Origin of the sequence: Bacillus sp. AFS017336 (assembly GCF_002555445.1) — a bacterium.
GTDB lineage: Bacteria > Bacillota > Bacilli > Bacillales > Bacillaceae_G > Gottfriedia.
This window is the reverse complement of sequence record NZ_NUCO01000013.1, coordinates 1-20,637: the sequence shown is the minus strand read 5'-3', so window position 1 is coordinate 20,637 and position 20,637 is coordinate 1. Positions and strand designations below refer to the sequence as shown.

General features: G+C 34.7%; 23 protein-coding genes. 2 read left to right on the top strand and 21 right to left on the bottom strand.

What is annotated here, in order from left to right:
• Positions 1-25: 25 nt before the first annotated feature.
• The 7 genes from upp to CN601_RS06400 form a co-directional block, all read right to left on the bottom strand.
• Entirely contained in the window at positions 26-655 is a 630-nt protein-coding gene (gene upp / locus CN601_RS06430) for a uracil phosphoribosyltransferase (RefSeq protein WP_025568588.1), read from the bottom strand.
• Between the two features lie 237 nt (positions 656-892).
• A complete protein-coding gene (locus CN601_RS06425; RefSeq protein ID WP_098170526.1) occupies positions 893-1,408 on the bottom strand; it encodes a DoxX family protein in 516 nt (171 codons plus the stop codon).
• Between the two features lie 192 nt (positions 1,409-1,600).
• On the bottom strand, positions 1,601-2,842 hold the full coding sequence (locus tag CN601_RS06420) for a serine hydroxymethyltransferase (RefSeq protein WP_142317315.1): 1,242 nt from the start codon (positions 2,840-2,842) through the stop codon (positions 1,601-1,603).
• Positions 2,843-3,008: 166 nt separating this feature from the next.
• Complete coding sequence (locus tag CN601_RS06415) at positions 3,009-3,593, bottom strand: TIGR01440 family protein (protein ID WP_373604958.1); 585 nt, start codon at positions 3,591-3,593, stop codon at positions 3,009-3,011.
• An 86-nt stretch (positions 3,594-3,679) separates the two neighbouring features.
• The gene (rpiB, locus tag CN601_RS06410; protein WP_098170523.1) at positions 3,680-4,129 is read right to left on the bottom strand and encodes a ribose 5-phosphate isomerase B; all 450 of its coding nucleotides are present in this window, start codon (positions 4,127-4,129) and stop codon (positions 3,680-3,682) included.
• A 128-nt stretch (positions 4,130-4,257) separates the two neighbouring features.
• On the bottom strand, positions 4,258-4,692 hold the full coding sequence (locus tag CN601_RS06405) for a low molecular weight protein arginine phosphatase (protein WP_098170522.1): 435 nt from the start codon (positions 4,690-4,692) through the stop codon (positions 4,258-4,260).
• 111 nt (positions 4,693-4,803) lie between these two features.
• Complete coding sequence (locus CN601_RS06400; protein WP_098118946.1) at positions 4,804-5,361, bottom strand: manganese efflux pump MntP; 558 nt, start codon at positions 5,359-5,361, stop codon at positions 4,804-4,806.
• Between the two features lie 86 nt (positions 5,362-5,447).
• Between CN601_RS06400 and CN601_RS06395 the strand changes: the two genes are divergently transcribed.
• Positions 5,448-5,837 (top strand): hypothetical protein, encoded by a 390-nt coding sequence (locus CN601_RS06395; RefSeq protein ID WP_098170521.1) that lies wholly within the window; start codon positions 5,448-5,450, stop codon positions 5,835-5,837.
• Between the two features lie 108 nt (positions 5,838-5,945).
• On the opposite strand, the gene CN601_RS06390 is transcribed toward CN601_RS06395, so the two are convergent.
• From CN601_RS06390 to CN601_RS06325, 14 genes are all read right to left on the bottom strand, one after another.
• Positions 5,946-6,989 (bottom strand): L-threonylcarbamoyladenylate synthase, encoded by a 1,044-nt coding sequence (locus CN601_RS06390; protein WP_098170520.1) that lies wholly within the window; start codon positions 6,987-6,989, stop codon positions 5,946-5,948.
• A gap of 106 nt (positions 6,990-7,095) precedes the next feature.
• Positions 7,096-7,554, bottom strand: coding sequence for a GNAT family N-acetyltransferase (locus tag CN601_RS06385; protein ID WP_098170519.1), 459 nt, complete (start codon positions 7,552-7,554; stop codon positions 7,096-7,098).
• Between the two features lie 57 nt (positions 7,555-7,611).
• Positions 7,612-8,331: a stage II sporulation protein R gene (gene spoIIR / locus CN601_RS28250; protein WP_483861202.1), complete on the bottom strand. Its 720-nt coding sequence runs from the start codon at positions 8,329-8,331 to the stop codon at positions 7,612-7,614.
• A 325-nt stretch (positions 8,332-8,656) separates the two neighbouring features.
• Positions 8,657-9,511 carry an ATP-grasp domain-containing protein gene (locus tag CN601_RS06375; RefSeq protein ID WP_098170517.1) on the bottom strand — a complete coding sequence of 285 codons (855 nt, stop codon included), beginning with the start codon at positions 9,509-9,511 and terminating at the stop codon, positions 8,657-8,659.
• Positions 9,508-10,413, bottom strand: a complete 906-nt coding sequence (locus CN601_RS06370; RefSeq protein WP_098170516.1) for an ATP-grasp domain-containing protein — start codon at positions 10,411-10,413, stop codon at positions 9,508-9,510. The genes CN601_RS06375 and CN601_RS06370 overlap by 4 nt, the downstream gene beginning before the upstream one ends.
• A gap of 121 nt (positions 10,414-10,534) precedes the next feature.
• On the bottom strand, positions 10,535-11,395 hold the full coding sequence (gene prmC, locus CN601_RS06365; RefSeq protein WP_098170515.1) for a peptide chain release factor N(5)-glutamine methyltransferase: 861 nt from the start codon (positions 11,393-11,395) through the stop codon (positions 10,535-10,537).
• Complete coding sequence (prfA, locus tag CN601_RS06360) at positions 11,395-12,462, bottom strand: peptide chain release factor 1 (protein ID WP_142317313.1); 1,068 nt, start codon at positions 12,460-12,462, stop codon at positions 11,395-11,397. Before prfA ends, prmC begins: the two co-directional genes overlap by 1 nt.
• Before the next feature lie 167 nt (positions 12,463-12,629).
• Positions 12,630-13,244 (bottom strand): thymidine kinase, encoded by a 615-nt coding sequence (locus CN601_RS06355; RefSeq protein ID WP_098118955.1) that lies wholly within the window; start codon positions 13,242-13,244, stop codon positions 12,630-12,632.
• Between the two features lie 213 nt (positions 13,245-13,457).
• Positions 13,458-13,703, bottom strand: coding sequence for a type B 50S ribosomal protein L31 (locus CN601_RS06350; protein ID WP_025671035.1), 246 nt, complete (start codon positions 13,701-13,703; stop codon positions 13,458-13,460).
• 160 nt (positions 13,704-13,863) lie between these two features.
• A complete protein-coding gene (rho, locus tag CN601_RS06345) occupies positions 13,864-15,138 on the bottom strand; it encodes a transcription termination factor Rho (protein ID WP_098118956.1) in 1,275 nt (424 codons plus the stop codon).
• 364 nt (positions 15,139-15,502) lie between these two features.
• A complete protein-coding gene (gene glpX / locus CN601_RS06340; protein ID WP_098118957.1) occupies positions 15,503-16,468 on the bottom strand; it encodes a class II fructose-bisphosphatase in 966 nt (321 codons plus the stop codon).
• Between the two features lie 72 nt (positions 16,469-16,540).
• Positions 16,541-17,839, bottom strand: a complete 1,299-nt coding sequence (locus CN601_RS06335) for a UDP-N-acetylglucosamine 1-carboxyvinyltransferase (RefSeq protein ID WP_098118958.1) — start codon at positions 17,837-17,839, stop codon at positions 16,541-16,543.
• A 461-nt stretch (positions 17,840-18,300) separates the two neighbouring features.
• Positions 18,301-19,155: a class II fructose-bisphosphate aldolase gene (locus CN601_RS06330; RefSeq protein ID WP_098118959.1), complete on the bottom strand. Its 855-nt coding sequence runs from the start codon at positions 19,153-19,155 to the stop codon at positions 18,301-18,303.
• Positions 19,156-19,448: 293 nt separating this feature from the next.
• Positions 19,449-19,826 carry a response regulator gene (locus CN601_RS06325; protein ID WP_088070284.1) on the bottom strand — a complete coding sequence of 126 codons (378 nt, stop codon included), beginning with the start codon at positions 19,824-19,826 and terminating at the stop codon, positions 19,449-19,451.
• Between the two features lie 201 nt (positions 19,827-20,027).
• Here CN601_RS06325 and CN601_RS06320 point away from each other — a divergent pair, with 201 nt between their 5' ends.
• Positions 20,028-20,549 carry a DUF2529 family protein gene (locus CN601_RS06320; RefSeq protein ID WP_179865460.1) on the top strand — a complete coding sequence of 174 codons (522 nt, stop codon included), beginning with the start codon at positions 20,028-20,030 and terminating at the stop codon, positions 20,547-20,549.
• The last annotated feature ends 88 nt before the right edge of the window (positions 20,550-20,637 follow it).

Below are 20,637 nucleotides of genomic sequence, written 5' to 3'. Positions count from 1 at the left end.
GATTAGGAAAGCTTTTTAAATGCAATTACTTCGTACCAAATAAACGATCTCCAGCATCGCCAAGGCCCGGTACAATATAACCATGATCGTTTAATTTTTCATCAAGAGCAGCTATATAAATATCCACATCAGGGTGTGCTTTTTGAAGGACTTCAACACCTTCTGGAGCAGCAATTAAGCACATAAACTTAATATTTTTCGCACCACGTGTTTTTAAAGAATTAATTGCTTCAACTGCTGAGCCACCTGTTGCTAGCATTGGATCAATCACAATGAAGTCACGTTCTTCAACATCTGTAGGAAGTTTAACATAATATTCAACCGGTTTTAAAGTCTCAGGGTCACGGTATAATCCAACGTGTCCAACTTTCGCTGCAGGAACTAATTGAAGGAAACCATCAACCATTCCTAAACCAGCACGTAAAATTGGTACAATCCCTAATTTTTTACCAGCAATAACTTTCGATTTTGCAATTGCAACTGGTGTTTCAATTTCCACTTCTTGTAATGGTAAATCGCGTGTAATTTCAAATGCCATTAAGCCTGCAACTTCATCAACTAGTGCGCGAAATTCCTTTGTTCCAGTATCTTTCTTACGAATTAAAGAAACTTTATGTTGAATTAACGGATGATCAAAAACGTATACTTTACTCACTTATATCGCTCCTTGCAAATACTTAGTAATTTCTTATTCTTAAAAAGAATACCGAAAGCGGTTAAATAATTCAAGCCACATCTATAATCAAAGTGAATTAATTTATATCTTTTTTTATTGCGACTCAAAATTTTCCTTTTTTTACTAATCTAGTTGCTATTTTTACCCATTTTCATGAAAAAACTCCCCTTCTTTATGAAAAATCTAGCGGAAGGGAAGTTTTTATTTTTTATAAGATTAAGATGCTTTGCTTAAATTATTTGTTGAAACTTTTGAAGAGTAAATTTTTCGATTAATAAATTTGCTAATATAGTGATCTAATCCTAAACGTCCTGCATTTGAACCAGCGATGATAATAAAGATTCCTAATAAAACCATTTGAGGGTTTGTGCTAGTAGTACCACTAAACATGAACGCAAAATTCATCATTAAGCCAAAGAACATTGCTGATTTTGTAAAGCACCCAAGAATTAGTCCAAGTCCTATTGCAAATTCTCCGATTGGCACTAAAAAGTTAAATAGATCAATGTTTGGTAATGCAAAATTTGTAAGGAAGTCTGCCCACCAGCCTTGTACTGCTGGATGTTCCCCTGTCGCGCTTTTTACTGCAAATCCTAAAAATCCTGAAGCATCAAATCCACCAGCTGATAATTTACCCCAGCCTGCATGAATCCACTCATATCCTAAATAAAGACGAATAATAGCTAAGAAACCAGATGCAATTTTATTAGTTCTTAAAAAATTAATAAACATAATTTTTTTGCCTCCGTATAATTTATTTTTTGTTGTTTACATGAGTTATTGTACTCTATTCCAACCAATTATTGTGAGCTATTTCACATATTTTAATGAACTTTATATGAACTCCTTCACATAACTTTTCAAAAATAAAGCTATCTTTAGTGTACTGCTCATAAGCAGTTCTAAAGATAGCTACTTTATTAATTAAAATGTAGGATATAATTCGTATTTGCTAGATAAAGCATTAACTCGTTTGCGAGATGTTTCTAATACTTCTTCATTTTCGTGATCTTTTAAAGTATCAGCAATAATTGATGCGATTTCTTCCATATCTTCTAAAGTAAAGCCTCTTGAAGTTACAGCCGCTGTACCGATACGAATACCACTTGTTACAAATGGGCTTGCTGGATCGAATGGAATTGTATTTTTGTTACATGTAATTCCAACTTCATCTAACACATGTTCAGCAACTTTACCAGTTAACTCTAATGAACGAACGTCAATTAGAATTAAATGATTGTCCGTACCACCAGATACTAAATTTAACCCGTTAGATTTTAATCCTTCTGCTAAACGCGCAGCGTTATCAATGATTGCTTGAGCATAATTTTTAAAATCATCTTGTAAAGCTTCACCAAATGCAACTGCTTTTGCTGCAATTACGTGCATTAATGGTCCACCTTGAATTCCAGGGAAGATTGATTTATCAATCGCTTTTGCGTATTCTTCTTTACATAAAATCATACCACCACGTGGGCCGCGTAAAGTTTTATGAGTCGTTGTTGTCACGAAATCAGCGAATGGAACTGGATTTTGGTGATGACCTGTTGCTACTAAACCAGCAATATGAGCCATATCAACCATTAAGTATGCTCCAACTTCATCTGCAATCTCTCTGAATTTTTTAAAGTCAATTGCTCTTGGATAAGCACTAGCACCAGCTACAATTAATTTTGGCTTGTGTAATTTAGCTTTTTCTAATACATCCTCATAATTGATTACTTGAGATTCTGGATCTACACCATACTCAACAAAGTTATATTGAACCCCACTGAAGTTTACTGGACTTCCGTGAGTTAAATGACCACCATGTGATAAATTCATTCCTAATACTGTATCACCATGTTTTAAAATAGTGAAATAAACTGCCATATTCGCTTGAGCACCTGAATGAGGTTGAACGTTAACATGTTCCGCTCCGAAAATTTCTTTTGCACGGTCTCTTGCAATGTTTTCTACGATGTCTACATATTCACAACCACCATAGTATCGTTTACTTGGGTAACCTTCAGCATATTTATTTGTTAATACTGAACCTTGGGCTTCCATTACTGCTTCGCTTACAAAGTTTTCAGAAGCAATTAATTCGATTTTAGTACGTTGTCTACCTAGTTCTAACTGCATTGCTTCATACAATGATGGATCTTGCTTTTTTAAATTTTCCACGGCTATATCCCCCTTATTGTAAAACACGAACATTATTAGTATAAATTTACTATATTATTCGATAAAACGAACGAATTCCTTTCTATTTTACCATGTTTTGTATTAAAAATAAAAGACATATCTTTCAATTTACTAACATTTAGCTATTCTATTCTATTAAAAAATATTATTTCAAGTCTTCATCTATTGAATAAACTGCACGTGCTCCACCGATTAACTTTGGACGTGTTTTTGCCGCTGTAATATGAGCTTGTCCAACTTGTTTAATACTCGTTCTTAAAGGAACAGCCACATGTTTTAAATGCATTCCGATCAATGTGTCTCCAATATCAATTCCTGCATCAGCTTTAATATGCTCAACAATAACAGCATTCTCTAAATGTCTAAATGCGTACGAAGCAAGGGCACCTCCTGCAGTACGGACTGGTACAACTGTTACCTCATCTAGATGTAAGCTTTTTGCTGTCTTTTTCTGAACAACTAGCGCTCTATTTAAATGTTCACAACATTGAAATGCTAATTGTACGCCTGTTTCATCTTGAAAAGCTTTAATTTCACTAAATAAAACCTCTGCTACTTCAATTGTCCCCGAAGTGCCAATTCTTTGTCCGCTTACTTCACTAGTACTACAACCAATTACTATTACATGTTCACTTGTAAAATTTACTTCATCATTCAGTTCATTTAATAATGACTTTATTTGCCTAGCTACTAAATTTTGCTCTTCATTCATTTCTTTTCCTCCTTTCATTTATATCAAGATCTGATAAGTACTTAATTATAAAAAAACCGATAATCTTCACAATCGGTTTTGGATTAACGGCTTTTTTTTGTTTTTTATAATTTATGAGTTTTTTCGTATTCTGTAATTTTATTTACTCGGTTTTCATGACGTCCGCCTTCAAATTCAGTCAATAACCAAATTTTCGCAATGTCTCTTGCTAGGCCAGGTCCAATTACTCGTTCTCCCATTGCAAGAATATTTGTATTGTTATGCTGACGAGTTGCTTTTGCACTAAACGTATCGTGTGCCAATGCGCAACGAATTCCCTCTACTTTATTCGCAGCAATTGACATTCCAATGCCTGTTCCACAAATTAAAATTCCTCGATCCACTTCTCCACTTGCTACTTTTTGAGCTACTGGAAATGCGTAATCTGGGTAGTCTACAGATGTACCACATTCGCAACCATAATCTTCGTATTGAATGCCCATTTCATCCATTAAATTCATAATTTCTTGACGTATGTTTACTCCACCGTGATCAGATGCTATTGCTACTTTCATTAGATAACCCCCATATTGACATCATAGTGTATTTTTTTATGTATGACTTGTCTTCCATTTTCTATCTTACACTATTATGTTCATATTGAGGGAATCTAATTAACAACCTTTCATCAAATAAATTATGATTAGTTTGCATTTTGAACGATTTGTTTTACTAATTCTTCTAATTCGTTCAATGTATGTTCATAAATTGGTAATGATCCTCCGTATGGATCAGAAATATCTATACTCTGACCATTTATAAATTCATAAAATGTAAATATTTTATCCTTATACTGAGGGAAGTTAGTAATTAGCATTTGTTTATGGCTCGATGTCATTGATAGGACATTCGAAGACCATTCTAATAGTTCTTCATTTACCTGCTGGGACGAATGATTCGCATCAATCCCTTTATTCTTTAACGCCAATATTGCATTTTGAGACGCAGGAATACCTGGCATTGCAAATACACCTGCAGATTTAACTTGAAACAACTCATTACCATGGTGCCTTAGCAGCGCTTCTGCCATTGGGCTTCTACATGTGTTTCCAGTACAAACAAATAATATATTTTTCATTTCTATACCTCACCTTCATTGATCGGAACGTTTTATTTAATTCATTTTACTAAAAAATAAAAGGATGGGGCAATTGTCTCCATCCTTAACGTTTTATAACTTATGTATCTATTAAGAAAAAAATAGTAGCTTAATACCGAAAATTAGCAAGAATGAACCACCTAATAGTTCCCCAAATTTACCAAGTTCTTGCTCTACTCTTCGTCCTAAAAATAAACCAGCCCAAGTTAAAATTGTACTAATAATACCAAATAAAATAATCGTTAGCCAAGTTTTTGCACCAAATGTACCTAAACTAATTCCGACTGAAAAACTGTCTACACTCACACTAAACGCAAAAATTAATAAACCGAATCCACTAGGTGAGTACTTATTTTCCTCTTTTCCAAACAATGTAGAATATATCATATGGAAGCCTATTCCTAGTAATAACACTCCACCGAGTAATACAGCGTACCGCCCAAATTTATCTGATAGCTCATAACCTATGATCATTCCTAATAAGGGCATTATTACATGAAACAGCCCGATTACAATACCAATATTTATGATTTGTTTAAATTTAAGTTGTATGACACCCATCCCTAATCCAACTGAGAATGCATCTAAACCTAGCGCAGATCCCATAATTGTTAATGTAATCATTTCATCGATTAATGAGCTACTCATGCTTTCCCCCCTAGGACTTGCTATTAAAAGATATGCACGTCCTACAATTCATATGAGGGAAATTAATAAATTTTAATAATAGGAGAGTGGGGTTCAATTTCGTAAAAGGCGAACAAAATGTGGACTTTGTTGATATAGTTGTGAACTTTGTTGATATAATGGTAAATTTCGTTGATATCGTAACTAAATTTATTGATATATTGATGAATCTCGTTGATATCGTAGCGAACTTTATTGATATATTGTTGAATCTCATTGATATCGTAGCGAACTTCGTTGATATATTGTTGAATCTCGTTGATATCGTAGCGAACTCCTTTGATATAGTGTTGAAATCCTTCTCTGAACTTAACACTGATGGTTTTTTTGCGTTATTTATGGTTTTACTAGACTATATTTTGGCATTCGGTTGTTTTTCAATCAATTTTATTGGTTTTTCTTCTATTCTTTTATTCTTTCACTCAATTTCTTCATGATTCTTGCTCTTATTTGTAGTTTTCTTGATTTTCATTGCAGTTTTGACTTTTTTATTTGCACTTCCTCTGACAGCAAAAAAAAATAATAGAAGCCCCAAGGAGCTTCTATTATTTTTCCTGCACTACCGAGTGTCCACAAGCTTTCCACAATCGATTCATGATTGCAATTCCGATTCCTTCGTACGGGAAGGTTTCACAGTAAATAATATCTACATGTTCATCGTTAAATTTACGAATGCAATCGTATAGTGATGCTGCTACGGTTGATAGATCATTACGCTTTCCGCACGCGAGTACAACGTCGGCTTCATATTGTGTTATGTTTTCTTCCGTTGTTAAGATCCCGACTCTTTTTCCTTCTTTTTTGGAATTGTGTATAAGTTTGTGCATAAACTCAATGCTTCCATTTACAAGATGCATTTGAGCGTCTGGGGCATAGTGCTTATATTTCATTCCAGGAGATTTTGGCGCTTCGTTTTCTTTCATAGTTGATGGATCTACTTCTACTGTTGATATGATTTCTTTAATCATTTCTGGCGTAACGCTGCCTGGTCTTAATATCGTAAATATCTCTTGAGAGCAGTCGATCACAGTTGATTCTACCCCTACTCCTGTGCTACCACCATCGACGATCCCTACTATTCGTCCGTTTAAATCTTCAAATACATGTTTTGCAGAAGTAGGACTAGGTTTTCCTGATGTATTTGCACTTGGTGCAGCTATTGGTAAATTACATGATTCAATTAACGCTAAAGCGACTGGGTGATCTGGCATTCTTACACCAACTGTGGATAAACCTGCCGTTACATATTTTGAGACATTTTTTTTGCTTTTTAATATTAAAGTTAATGGTCCTGGCCAAAAGGCATCCATTAATTTTTTTGCATCTGCTGGAATTTCTTCTACTAGACTGTCTAATTGCTCTTCGTTAGCAATGTGTACAATAAGTGGATTATCACTTGGTCTACCTTTAGCCTCGAAAATTCGTTGGACTGCCTCATCTGATAGAGCATTCGCTCCTAGTCCATAAACTGTTTCTGTCGGAAATGCGACAACTTGACCTAACTGTAAATTTTTAGCTGCATCCACAATCTGTGGGTAAACTTCTACTTTATTCACAGGATTATCCACATACCATATTTTAGTTTCCATCCGTAGCACCTCTCTTTAGAGTGAATAATAGTGTATATTTTACAAATTTAGACATGATCCAAAGAATGAAAAGCAAGTTTTATCCACAAATTGTGGACAAAACTTGCTAATTTGTGGATAACTTTGTGTATAGTTCTTTTTGGTAAACTAACACTTCTTCATTTGTAATAGTAGTTTGATAATGATTCATTTCTTTAATACTGTCCGACACATCATCCCTGTCCACCTGCCCGAAACCAAGTAAAAGGAATAAGTCTTGAACAACATGCTGCCTTGTTAATAAATATACTTTATTAATCATTTCCTCTTTTAGTTTATCAAGAACACTTTGTAAAAAGAGTACCATATGATGTGAATAAATGGTAGGCGCAACTACTAGTGATCTTAATAATGCTTCTTCTCCATCTTGTTCATACCCAATAACTGCTTCTGCTTTCCCGAAGTCATCTTCCATTATGAAAAAAGATTCTTGTTGTTCCTCTAGCCCGTTTGTAGATAATCCTGCTTGTCCTAGAAATGAAAAAATTGTTTCGAAATCTTCTTGAATAGCTGATCTTATTTTCATAAAAAAACCTCCCTAATATGCTTGTAATACTTTATGCACATAGGGAGATTGCTAGAACTAAAATAAGTTTTTAAACATTTGTACGAAGAAGCTTTCAACTTTTATATCGCTGTTTGGCTCATCAGTAGGTAGCGTAGATGCTGCAACTGCTTCACTGCTATTAGATTCAGCATCATCTTCAATTTGTAAATCATTGCTATGTTTAAACGAACCATCATCATTACCTAAACGAGTTATATCATCATTCTTTGTAGGTTCGTTTTTAGGCTCATCTTCTATTTTCGTTTCTTTATCAACTTTTTGTTGAGCTTGAAGTGCATCTTTGTTTAATGTTGCATCACCATTTGAAAAATCTAGAAAGCATAAAGGCGGGAACAATACGCACCACCAGTTCGCTCCTTGACCTGCACCAAGTTTAATTAGTACAGCTTCGTAATCTCCAGCAGGATATAAGAAACTTCCATATAATTTTGTAGGGAATTTAACTTTTTTAGAGAAAGTAATTGTAAATGATTGATTAGAGCCTTCTTCTTTAATAACGCGTGCAACTGTTTTTTGTAAGTCTGGAATATGGCTTTTAATAACCTTTTGTCCCTCTTCGAAGCTTGTTAAATCTTTTACCCAAGTGCTAATTTGAGCATTAACTTCGTCTCTTACTTTACGCTTAAGAGCTTGGTCTTCACTAGAATCACTATTTGCTAGTATTCTTAATCTTACAGCTTTCTTCGGAATTACCACCATTTCATTGCCTTTCGCATTTGTATCTCGAAGTGGCATTAATACCGATGAGCTGATCAATAATATGATAAATAAAGAAATAATTCTATATGTTAGTTTTGTTTTATTTTTAGTTTTCATTCTCTCCACCATCCCTCTAGGAACAGTGTAGACAAATTATAAGTTTCTTAAACACTAGTATTCTATTTTTTCTGTTGATAAGTATACCGACGATTTCCATTACAGCATGGCCACTTCCCATGGGACTAAGCATTCGCGCATCTCTCTTAGGAGTCGAACTATACTCGATTGTTAAAGAAAGTCTTTTCTAGAACTCTCTCATTTCGTAAAATAGAAGACTTTGAATGGCTACGGTCATTGTATTTTAAGCAAGTGCTTTCTTTATATAATCCATATAGAGCGAAACAATATCAATATCAGATACTGTATATAATGTTCTACTGCCTACTACATCTTCAATTTCATTTAAGATTAGTTGATTATCTGCATCGAACATGAAGTCAATTCCAACGAAGTCGAAATCAAAGTGGTCTACTATTTTTTGAATGAGTTCTTTTTCAGTTTGGGAAAGTTCATATAGTATCGCACCTCCACCTAATGAATAATTAGCTCGAAAGTCCTTTTCTGAATATCTTAAAACAGCTGCTATAATCTCTTTGCCGATAATAAAAACTCTTAAATCCTTGCCTAATTGCTCTGCAACACTTTGAATTAATAATTCATCGAAATTTGAGTTCTGTACTGTCTCCAAAAGTTCTTCTTGGTCATTGATAAGAAATACTTCACTACCGCCTCTTCCTGTGCAATTTTTAAGTACACAAGGGAACTGAATTGTGTCGATTGCCTTTGCAATTGTACTTTTTTTACAATAAAGAGTGTCTAGCATAGGAATTCCTAAGTTAGCAAGCTTCTGATGAGTTAAAAACTTGTGATTGGCCATTGATGAAATGGCATGGTTATTAAAAACTCTAATTCCCATTTCTTCAAAGTGGGAGGATAGTATTTGTGATATTGCTCTCATTATAATAAAAGCCGGCTTACTTATTTCTTTACCTTGGTAGAAAAGTACATTCACACCATTTCGAATACCAATTACAAGATCTTCCGTATAAAGTAACTTTAGTTCAAATCCATTTTCCATTGCTCCACTTATTAACCAGTCGATATACGATTTATTTCGATCTGCATCCGCTTCTGAATAGATTAACCAGCCAATCATATACTTTTCTCCAAGTCTTCAATAATATAATCGATTATATATTTGGTCGTATCCACATCTGTACATAAATAAATATTTTTAAAATGCGCATTTGAGTTCACTTCACATAAATATGTTTTTCCGTCTTCGCCAAATAATAAGTCAATTCCAGCAAAATCAGCTTTTAAAATTTCAGAGCATTTTAGTGCTAGGTTAATTTGCTCCTCTGTCGGCTCATATTTGTACATTTTTCCACCGTTAGTAACGTTCGCACGGAAATCTGATTCTGATTTTCTTAGCACAGACGTTACTACTTGATTTCCTACTACTTGAATACGAATGTCAGTCCCTCTACTTGACTCTATGAATTCTTGGTAAATATGAGGTACATGTTTAAGCTCTTCTACCTTTATGAAAAAATCTTCTCTGTTCTCAACTAAATAAACTTGTCTACCAAATGAACCAAATGATTCTTTTATTATTAATGGGAAACCTAGTTCCTTGATTACTTCTTCATAAAAATCAAAATTTGTTAAATCACAATTCGGAAATAAGAGTGGTGCAGTAATCGTTTTTGGCATCGGGATATCGAAGTTTGATAATTCCTGAAAAGTTAAAGCTTTATCATCGCAGACTTCGATGGTCTTAGCGGAATTATATAATTTAAGTCCCATATTTTCTAAATGCCTAGCTAAATGAACATCCTTGTCCCAAAAGATAACAAAATCAGGCTTTTGGTTCGCGTATTTCCCTTTTAAAATTGCTTGACCTTTTTCGATTACTGGAACGAGTTCATAATGTTTAACTAACGTGACATCAATGCCTTTAGCAGTTGCAGTATCTCGTAACCATTCGAAAAGTTCGGTAAATTTTGTAGCTGTAATATGACCATTAAACACAATCCAACCATTAAACTTTTTCATTCTACTATCTTCTTTCATTAAGTTTTTTTGATTAAAATTCCTTATCTTTTTCAACTTTATCATATTAAAAAAGAATCGCAATACATTGATTTTTTACAGTTCAATGTACTACGATTCACTATTAGCTATTTAACATATATACCATTCGGTCTTTTCCATTTATATCGAAAACAACTTCAACAGCTGCACCCGGAAAAGCTTTTCTTAAGATGTCAGCAACTGGCTCACCTTGGTTTACACCAACCTCAAATGCAACAAGTGACTTTTCTTTTAATACTTTAGGTAAGTCATTTGCAAAACGGCGGTAAAAATCTAGACCGTCTTCACCGCCCACTAAAGCACGGTATGGCTCATGATTTTTAACAACATCATCTAATCCTAACCAATCCTCATGAGGAATATAAGGTGGATTTGATACAACAATATCAACCTTCTTATTTTCTTCAATAAAGTAATTAAGTAAATCATTATGAATAAAATGAACTTTCGCATGTAGCTCTTGTGCATTTCGTTTAGCAACTTGGATTGATTCTTCTGCTATATCGACTGTATGAACTGTAAGTTGATTACTTTCAAGCTCAAGTGAGATTGCAATTGCTCCACTACCTGTACCTACATCAACTAGTTCAAGTCGATCTGTATTGTTCCAATGTTTTTGAATACGTTGTAGAACCCCTTCTACTAATTCTTCTGTTTCCGGTCGAGGAATTAGGACTTCCTCATTAACGAAGAATTTACGACCATAAAAATACTCATATCCAATCAAATATTGTATTGGCTGACCTTCAATATGCTTATTAATAAAATCCTGAAATTGTGTCCACTGACTGTCTTCTAAATCTTCTCTCATATTCAACAGCAATTCCGTTCGATTGCAGTCTAATATATGTTTTAATGCAATTTCACCCACATTTTCATCGCGACCGTGTTCTTGTAAAAAAGAAGAAGCCCATTTTAGGGCTTCATATATCTTTGTCGTCATTATTGACTTTGTTCCATTCGTTTCGCTTGGTCATCCATAATTAATGCATTAATAATTTCGTCGATTTTACCTTCAACGATTTGATCAAGCTTTTGAATTGTTAATCCAATTCGATGGTCAGTTACACGGTTTTGTGGGAAGTTATAAGTACGGATACGTTCAGAGCGGTCACCCGTCCCTACAGCCTGCTTACGGTTTTGATCATATTCAGCTTGAACTTCTCTTTGGAATTTATCATAAACCCTAGCGCGAAGAACCTTCATCGCTTTTTCTTTATTCTTAATCTGTGATTTTTCGTCCTGACATGATACAACTGTATTCGTAGGAATATGTGTTAAACGAACAGCAGACATCGTTGTATTTACCGATTGTCCACCAGGTCCACTTGAAGCAAATGTATCAACACGAATATCTTTGTCATGTATTTCAATTTCAACTTCTTCAGCTTCTGGTAAAACAGCTACTGTTGCAGTTGAAGTATGAATTCTACCACCTGATTCTGTTTCGGGAACACGTTGAACACGGTGAGCACCATTTTCAAATTTTAATTTTGAGTAAGCACCTTTACCGTTTATCATAAAGATAACCTCTTTAAAGCCACCTAGCTCTGTATAGTTACCTTCAATGATTTCTGTTTTCCATCCATTTACCTCAGCATAACGGCTGTACATACGGTAAAGTGTAGAAGCGAATAATGCAGCCTCGTCTCCTCCTGCTGCACCACGAATCTCAACGATAACGTTTTTATCATCATTAGGATCCTTTGGAATTAAAAGAATTTTTAATTGCTCTTCTAGCTCTTTAGATTCGTTTTCTAATTCGTTTAATTCTTCTTTTACCATTTCTTTCATATCAGCATCAAGCTTCTCTTCAAGCATAGCTTTTGCATCTTGGATTTGCTCTTTAACTGATTTGTATTGACGGTAAGCATCAACCGTTTCTTGAATATCAGATTGTTCTTTTGAGTATTCACGTAATTTTTTTGAGTCATTTAAAATTTCAGGGTCACTAAGTAAATCGTTTAATCTATCATAGCGATCCTCTACGGCTTGTAATCGATCAAACATAATTTTCACCTCGACATTTTCGTCTTAAATTTTTACTAAATATATATCGAAAGAAGCGATACAAAATCGCTTCTTTAATTCTAATTGCCTGATAAATGCGTTATTGCGCCGTCTATCCACAACTCTTAGTATATGGTCTTAATTGCTAATTTTCAACCTACTGTCAATTAATCATTTTGATTTTGAAGAGCTGGTTGAATTGTTTTAGTTGGTACCTCGTGGCAATGGCGACATCTTGGTTCGTATGATTCAGACGCACCTACTAAAATGATAGGGTCTTCAAATAAAGCTGGTTTACCATTTATTAATCTTTGAGTTCTACTTGCTGGAGAGCCGCACGTAGCACAAACCGCGTTTAGTTTTGTTACATGTTCGGCAATCGATAATATTTCAGGTACCCTTCCGAAAGGTAATCCTCTGAAGTCTTGATCTAATCCCGCGCAAATGACTCTTTTTCCTGAGTTCGCAAGTTGTTGAACTATATTTACGATTTCGTCATCAAAGAATTGAATCTCGTCTATTGCAACTACTTCAACTTCTTCGGTTACGTATTTTAGGATGTGTGATGAGTGTGTTACTGCGTAAGCAGGTACTTTCATACCCGTGTGAGACACCACTTCTACTTCACTGTATCGATTATCAATTGATGGTTTGAATGTAACACAACTCTGCCTTGCAAATTGTGTACGACGAACGCGGCGAATTAGTTCCTCTGATTTTCCAGAAAACATACTTCCGCAAATCATTTCAATCCAACCATTTTTTTTCATCATAAAGAACATTATGTGTCTCACCTTTCTATATCAGTACAAAGACTATTTTATTTATTTTAAGCTATTATAAAACGCTAGAAAATTCAGCATTATTGTTTGTGTAAGTATCTTTTCTATCTATATAAAAATTCATTATATTGAATTATACTTCTATGATATTTGACTATAAATGCGTAAAAAAAGCAGGCAAAGTAGCAATAACTCGCCTGCTTTTCATCAATATTACTTAAGGCCGTATTTTTTGTTGAAACGTTCAACACGTCCTGCAGCGTTAGCAAATTTCTGACGACCAGTGTAGAATGGGTGTGAATCAGAAGAAACCTCAACTTTGATTAAAGGGTAAGTTTCGCCATCTTCCCACTCGATTGTTTCGTTAGAATATTTTGTTGATCCGCTTAAGAATTTGAAACCAGTGTTAATATCCATAAACACTACTTTCTTGTAATTAGGATGAATATTCGCTTTCATGTTTTTCATCTCCTTCCGCCCTGAAATCCTTGAAATCAGAGTTATAAGAAACTATGTGTATACCACATAATTTACATTTCACATACAAATGAAATTATAGCAACTAACCCGGGAGATTGCAACCCACTATTTTCTCTTACAGGTTGCTTATATCTTCCAACTATTTATGAGAGACAGGTGTCTTTCTACTTTCTTCGGTCATCGTATTGAAGAATTCTTCATTTGTTTTCGTTTGACGAAGCATTCTGAAATAACGTTCAACAAAGTCTGGAATATCTGACATTGTTTTTCTCATTAACCATAGCTTGTCCAGATGATCTTTTGGTATTAATAAATCTTCCTTACGTGTTCCAGAACGACGAATGTCAATCGCAGGGAAAATACGACGTTCAGCTAACGAACGATCAAGATGAAGCTCCATATTTCCAGTTCCTTTGAATTCTTCATAAATAACATCGTCCATACGAGAACCTGTATCGATTAAAGCTGTAGCTAAAATCGTTAAGCTTCCGCCTTCTTCAATGTTTCGCGCAGCACCAAAGAATCGTTTTGGTCTATGGAACGCAGCAGGGTCAATACCACCTGATAATGTACGACCGCTCGGCGGAATAACTAAATTGTATGCACGAGCAAGTCTAGTTATACTATCCATTAAAATAATGACATCTTTCTTATGCTCTACTAGTCTCATAGCGCGCTCTAATACTAATTCAGCAACTTTAATATGACTATCTGGCGTCTCATCGAAAGTTGAACTAACAACATCTCCTTTTACAGAACGTTCGATATCCGTTACCTCTTCTGGTCGCTCATCGATTAGTAATACAATTAGTTCTGCTTCTGGGTGATTTGTTGTTATGCTGTTTGCAACTTCTTTTAATAATTCTGTTTTACCTGCTTTTGGAGGGGCTACAATTAAACCACGTTGACCAAATCCTACTGGGGCAATCATATCGATGATTCTTGTTGAAAACTTAGCAGGTGATGTTTCAAGCTTCATTTGTCGATTAGGATACAATGCAGTAAGTCCTGGGAAGTGAACGCGTTCTTTCGCATTCTCAGGGTCATCTCCATTTACTGCTTCTACTTGAAGTAGACCAAAGTATCTTTCATTCTCTTTTGGAGGACGTACTTTACCGGAAACTTTATCTCCGTTTCGCATATCAAAACGACGAATTTGAGATGCAGAAATGTAAATATCCTCTGAGCTTGGTGAATAATTGATTGGACGTAAGAATCCATATCCTTCTGAAGGGATAATTTCTAATACACCTTCCATGAACATTAATCCATCTTTTTCAGCTTGCGCTTTTAAGATTGCAAAAATAAGTTCTTTTTTCGTTAATTTGCTGTAGTACGAAATTTTCATTACTTTTGCATGTTCATACAAATCTTTTAATTTCATGCTTTCTAATGCAGAGATTGTTAAACTCATATAACACCACTCTTTACTTTTTTTCGTTCAAATTAGGGTTTTTCTTAATTCGGAAGGTTATTTAGAAGGTTTTAAGAAGGAAACTTACATAAAGTATTACTCTTTAGTGTAACCTTTTCCCCTAAAAATATTCTAAGTAATTAGAATTAATAGGATTACTATCTATTGAGATTATAATTCGAAAGAGTTTTTTATGCCAACTATTTTTCGACTGAACTATTTAATGACTCTTCCCTTTGGGAAATAAAGGAAAGAGCCATTATTTTAATACACTATTATTTAAATTTTTTAGACTGTAGACGAAGATTTCTGATGATCGGTTAATGCAACATTAACCATAAGAATCTTCTACTTTTTTGCTCTATTATTTAATTACTAGGTTAGGTTTTTTGTTTAAACTGTGACGTCCATCAACAAAACGAACAGTTCCTGATTTAGCACGCATAACTAATGAATGTGTAGTTCCTACATTGCCTTTGTATTGAACACCTTTTAATAATTCTCCATCAGTTACTCCAGTAGCAGCAAAAATTGCGTCATCACCTTTAACTAAATCGTCCATGTATAATACACGGTTTGGATCTTCGATGCCCATATGTTTGCAACGTTCGATCTCTTCTTCGTTTTGAGGTAATAACTTTCCTTGAAGTTCGCCACCTAAGCATTTTAAAGCTACTGCAGCGATTACTCCTTCTGGTGCTCCACCGCTACCGAATAAAATATCAACACCTGTGTGATCAAAAGCTGTGTTAATTGCACCAGCTACATCACCATCATTGATTAATTTAATTCGAGCACCTGCAGAACGAATTTCTTCAATTAATTTCGCGTGACGCTCTCTATTTAACACTGTTGCAACGACTTCATTTATATTTTTCCCTTTTGCTTCTGCTACAGCCGTTAAGTTTTCAAGAACAGATGCATTTATATCAACTTTACCTACAGCTTCAGGTCCTACTGCGATTTTCTCCATATACATATCAGGCGCATGTAATAAATTTCCATGGTCAGCTATAGCAATAACGGCTAAAGCATTCCAGCCACCAGATGCTACGATATTTGTTCCCTCAAGTGGATCAACTGCTACATCTACTCTTGGACCATAACCATTTCCAAGTTTCTCACCGATATAAAGCATTGGAGCCTCATCCATTTCCCCTTCGCCAATTACAACTGTCCCTTTCATAGGAATCGTGTCAAACACATCACGCATTGCTGTTGTAGCAGCATCATCTGCTTCATCTTTTTTGCCTAAACCCATCCATTTTGCTGATGCAAGTGCTGCCGCCTCAGTAACACGCACTAACTCCATTGATAAACTTCTTTCCATTCAAAACTCCCCCTTTGATGTAAATGAAAACTATCTTATTTATGTTAAACTGGAGTATATAGACATCCAAATTTACGCATTTTTTAATTGTTCAACTTCTTGTTTAGTTAACTGAACACGCCAAACATTTGCTCCTAAGCCTAAAAGCTTTTCAACTAAATCCTCGTATCCTCGATCAACATGCTCCAATCCAGTTAGCTCTGTTTTGCCTTCTGCAATTAGACCTGCTATAACAAGTGCAGCGCCAGCACGTAAATCACTTGCTTTTACGCGACCACCTTGTAACTCAGATGGACCAGAAATAATAGCCGTACTTCCCTCTACTTTAATGGTTGCACTCATTCTTCTAAGTTCATCAATATGTTTAAACCTTGCACCATAAATAGTGTCAGTTATAACGGCTGTCCCATTTGCTTTCGTTAGCAATACAGAAAACGGCTGCTGTAAATCCGTCGGAAAACCTGGATAAACCAATGTTTTAATATCAACTGATTTCAGTTCTCTATTCGATCCTGTAACGATTATTTGATCGTCATTCGTATCAATATCTATATTCATTTCTCTCATTTTCGCAATAAGTGATTCTAAGTGATGAGGAATAACGTTATCTACAATAACCTTGTCCCCTTCTTGCACAGTTGCAGCTGCTAATATTGTATAAGTCCCTGCTTCAATGCGATCCGGAATAATTGTATGTGTGCAGCCCGATAAAGATTCTACACCATCAATTCGAATGACATCAGTACCAGCACCTTTAATTTTAGCACCCATACTAGTTAATAAAGTCGCAACATCAACAATCTCAGGCTCTTTTGCAGCGTTTTCAATAACGGTTCTACCATTTGCTAAAACTGCCGCTAACATGATATTAATCGTTGCCCCAACACTTACTACATCTAGGTATATACGTGCACCTTTTAATTCTTCTGCTCTTAAATAAATTGCACCTTGCTCATTCGTTACTTTTGCACCTAATGCTTCAAAACCTTTTATATGTTGATCAATAGGTCTTGGTCCAAGATAACATCCACCCGGTAATCCTATAACCGCTTGCTTAAATCTACCTAACATTGCACCCATTAAATAATAAGAAGCGCGCAATTTTTTTACTTTTCCACTTGGAAGTGGCATTGCAACCATATTTGTTGGATCAATCATTATTTTTTCATCAGAAACTTCTACTTGACCTCCAATTTCTTCTAGTAGGTCACAAAGCGTTTGAACATCTGAAATATTAGGAACACCTTCTAGTGTTACCGGTGAGCTAGCTAGTATAGTTGCTGGGATTAATGCAACCGCACTATTTTTGGCACCGCTAACACGAATAGTACCTTTTAAAGGTATACCGCCTTCTAATACAAGCTTTTCCATAGTATACTCCCTTCTAAAATGAGCAGAAGAAAATAGTAGAGAAGTAAAACTTTCAGCTTCTCAACTGTTAAATAGTTTCTACCTATTTTCTCCAAATTTCTACTTCCCTAATCTTAGTTTATACGAGAGGAACAGTCTATTGTAAAGACATTTGCTTAGGAAAATCTCGCACGTTTTTTAGTACAATATCTTCAAATTCCATAAATATTAAGCAATCCCTTTAAATAAAATTTAATTGGTAGAATAAGTAGAAATAGATATTTAGTAAAGATATTTTTTAAAAAAATCAATTAGTCCTCTACTAATTCTAATCATTATTGTCCAATATCTTCAAGTGTAAATGAAAAAACATATAAATTTCTTGTTTAACAGCATGGTTAAACAAGAAAACCGTCTAAACATAATTTAGACGGCTTAATTTATTATAATATATCATATTTCAAGCTAAAAAACTTAAAATATTACGCTTTGTTGCTAGTACCGAACTCACGGATTTTACCAGCCACTGTTGCAATAATTGCTTCGCGACCTGGTCCAAGTACTTTACGTGGATCATATTGGTTTGCATCATTTGCAACGAAATCACGAACAGCTTTGTTGAAAGCAATTTGGTTCTCAGTGTTTACGTTGATTTTTGCAGTTCCACGAGCGATTGCTTTTTGAATTTGTTCAGTTGGGATTCCTGTTCCACCGTGTAAAACTAATGGTACATTAGTCTCTTTACCAACTTGTTCCATTTCGTCGAAACCTAATTTAGGTTCACCTTTGTATGGTCCATGAACAGAACCTAAAGCTGGAGCTAAGCAGTCAATGCCTGTACGCTCTACAAGTTCTTTACACTCTGCTGGGTCAGCATAGATAATGTCACCAACAACGTGATCTTCTTGTCCACCAACAGTTCCTAATTCAGCTTCAACAGACACACCATGAGAATGAGCATAGTCTACAACTTTTTTAGTTGTTTCAACATTTTGCTCAAACGGATCATGAGAAGCGTCAATCATAACTGAAGTAAATCCAGCATCAATTGCAGCTTTACAAGCTTCATAGCTTGAACCATGATCAAGATGAATTGCAACAGGAACAGTCACTTTTAAATCAATTAGTAAACCTTCAACCATTTTTACAACAGTGTTAAATCCACCCATGTATTTAGCTGCACCTTCAGAGACACCAAGGATTACAGGTGATTGTTCTCTTTCAGCTGCAGTAAGAATAGCAAAAGTCCACTCTAAGTTATTAATATTGTATTGACCAACTGCATACTTACCTTCTTTTGCTTTATTAAGCATTTCAGTCATAGATACTAAAGGCATTTTAAGCCCTCCTTATACTCATTTATGAAAATTAATCTGCACCTATAATTGTACTAACAAGAATATAATGCTACAAATCGATCTTTATTATGTAAATTAATAGGTATTTATATCACAACATAAGAATACAAAAAATGAAATGAAAACACAACAAATATCATCTAATGTTCGTATTATCGTAACATATTGGACAATTAAATGACATTTCTACCTATTTTATCCCCAATTTCCGAAAACGCTTTCAAAGTGCGAATGTAAAATAAAAGCAGATGGTCCGCTACCCATCTGCTTTTTTACTGCTGAGATTGTGGTTGTGAAGTATACTCTCGAACAACCTTCTTAATTTCATCAATATCAAATGGTTTTGGAAAATATTGTAGTGCCCCTAATTTTTTAGCTTCTTCAATAATATCTAGCTCACCATAAGCCGTCATCAAAATGACTTTAATATCTTTATTTATTTCTTTAATACGTTTTAAAATCTCTACTCCGTCCATACCTGGTATTTTCATATCAAGAATAACTAAGTCGGGACAATCCTTCACTACAATATCAATCGCTTGAAAACCATTAGCTGCCTGAAAAACCTCATAGCCTTCTTTTTTGAAAATTTCATGTAAAAGTAAACGTATTCCGTACTGATCGTCTACAATAAGTAACTTACTTCCCAAAAATAGTACCACCTTTCTAAACCAGATAACGTGCTTAAAAAAATACAAACTTCCCTAGATTTTTACATTCTACCTAAAAATCCATTTTCCTGCATTTTGTTCATAAACTTTACAAAAAATTACTTTTCATAATTTTTTTGTATATACCTAAATTACAGTATAATGGTTAGAACATACTTTTATAAGAGGGAGTATTATTTAATGTTAAAAATTTTTTCGACACAATTGAATGGAGTTTTTCAAAAAGTAGTTAAACAAGAGGAAGTTTTTGAAGATGCTTCACGCTTTCTAGCACAGGCCGTTATTGGTGAAGGAAATGTTTATGTCCACGGCACAAAAGAATTCTACGGCATCGTTTCAGAGGTTACTGATGGTGCTGAGCAAAATGAAGCATTTAAACCTTTATTTGAAAACGGCGAAATTCAATCTCTAACTCCAGTAGATCGAGTACTGTTATTCACAAGACAAACTGATGACCAAGAAGCCATTCTCCTTGCAAATAAATTAGCGGAATCAAATATTGGATTAGTGATTGTCTCTACCTCTATAAACGGTGAAGATCGTTTATCAGAACTAGCTGATGTATTTATTAACTATGAACTTACAAGGAAGCTAGTTCCAACTGACGAAGGAGACCGAATCTGCTTCCCTACCTTACTTACAGGTTTATTTATTTACCACTGTCTGTTGCTAACGATCAGCGAGATATTAGAAGACTATTAAGCAGTATATAAGAAAATAGACTTTCTTTCATACTCAAAAAAAACACCCAACAAAATTTTTTTATAAATTTGAAGTGACCCCATAAAGT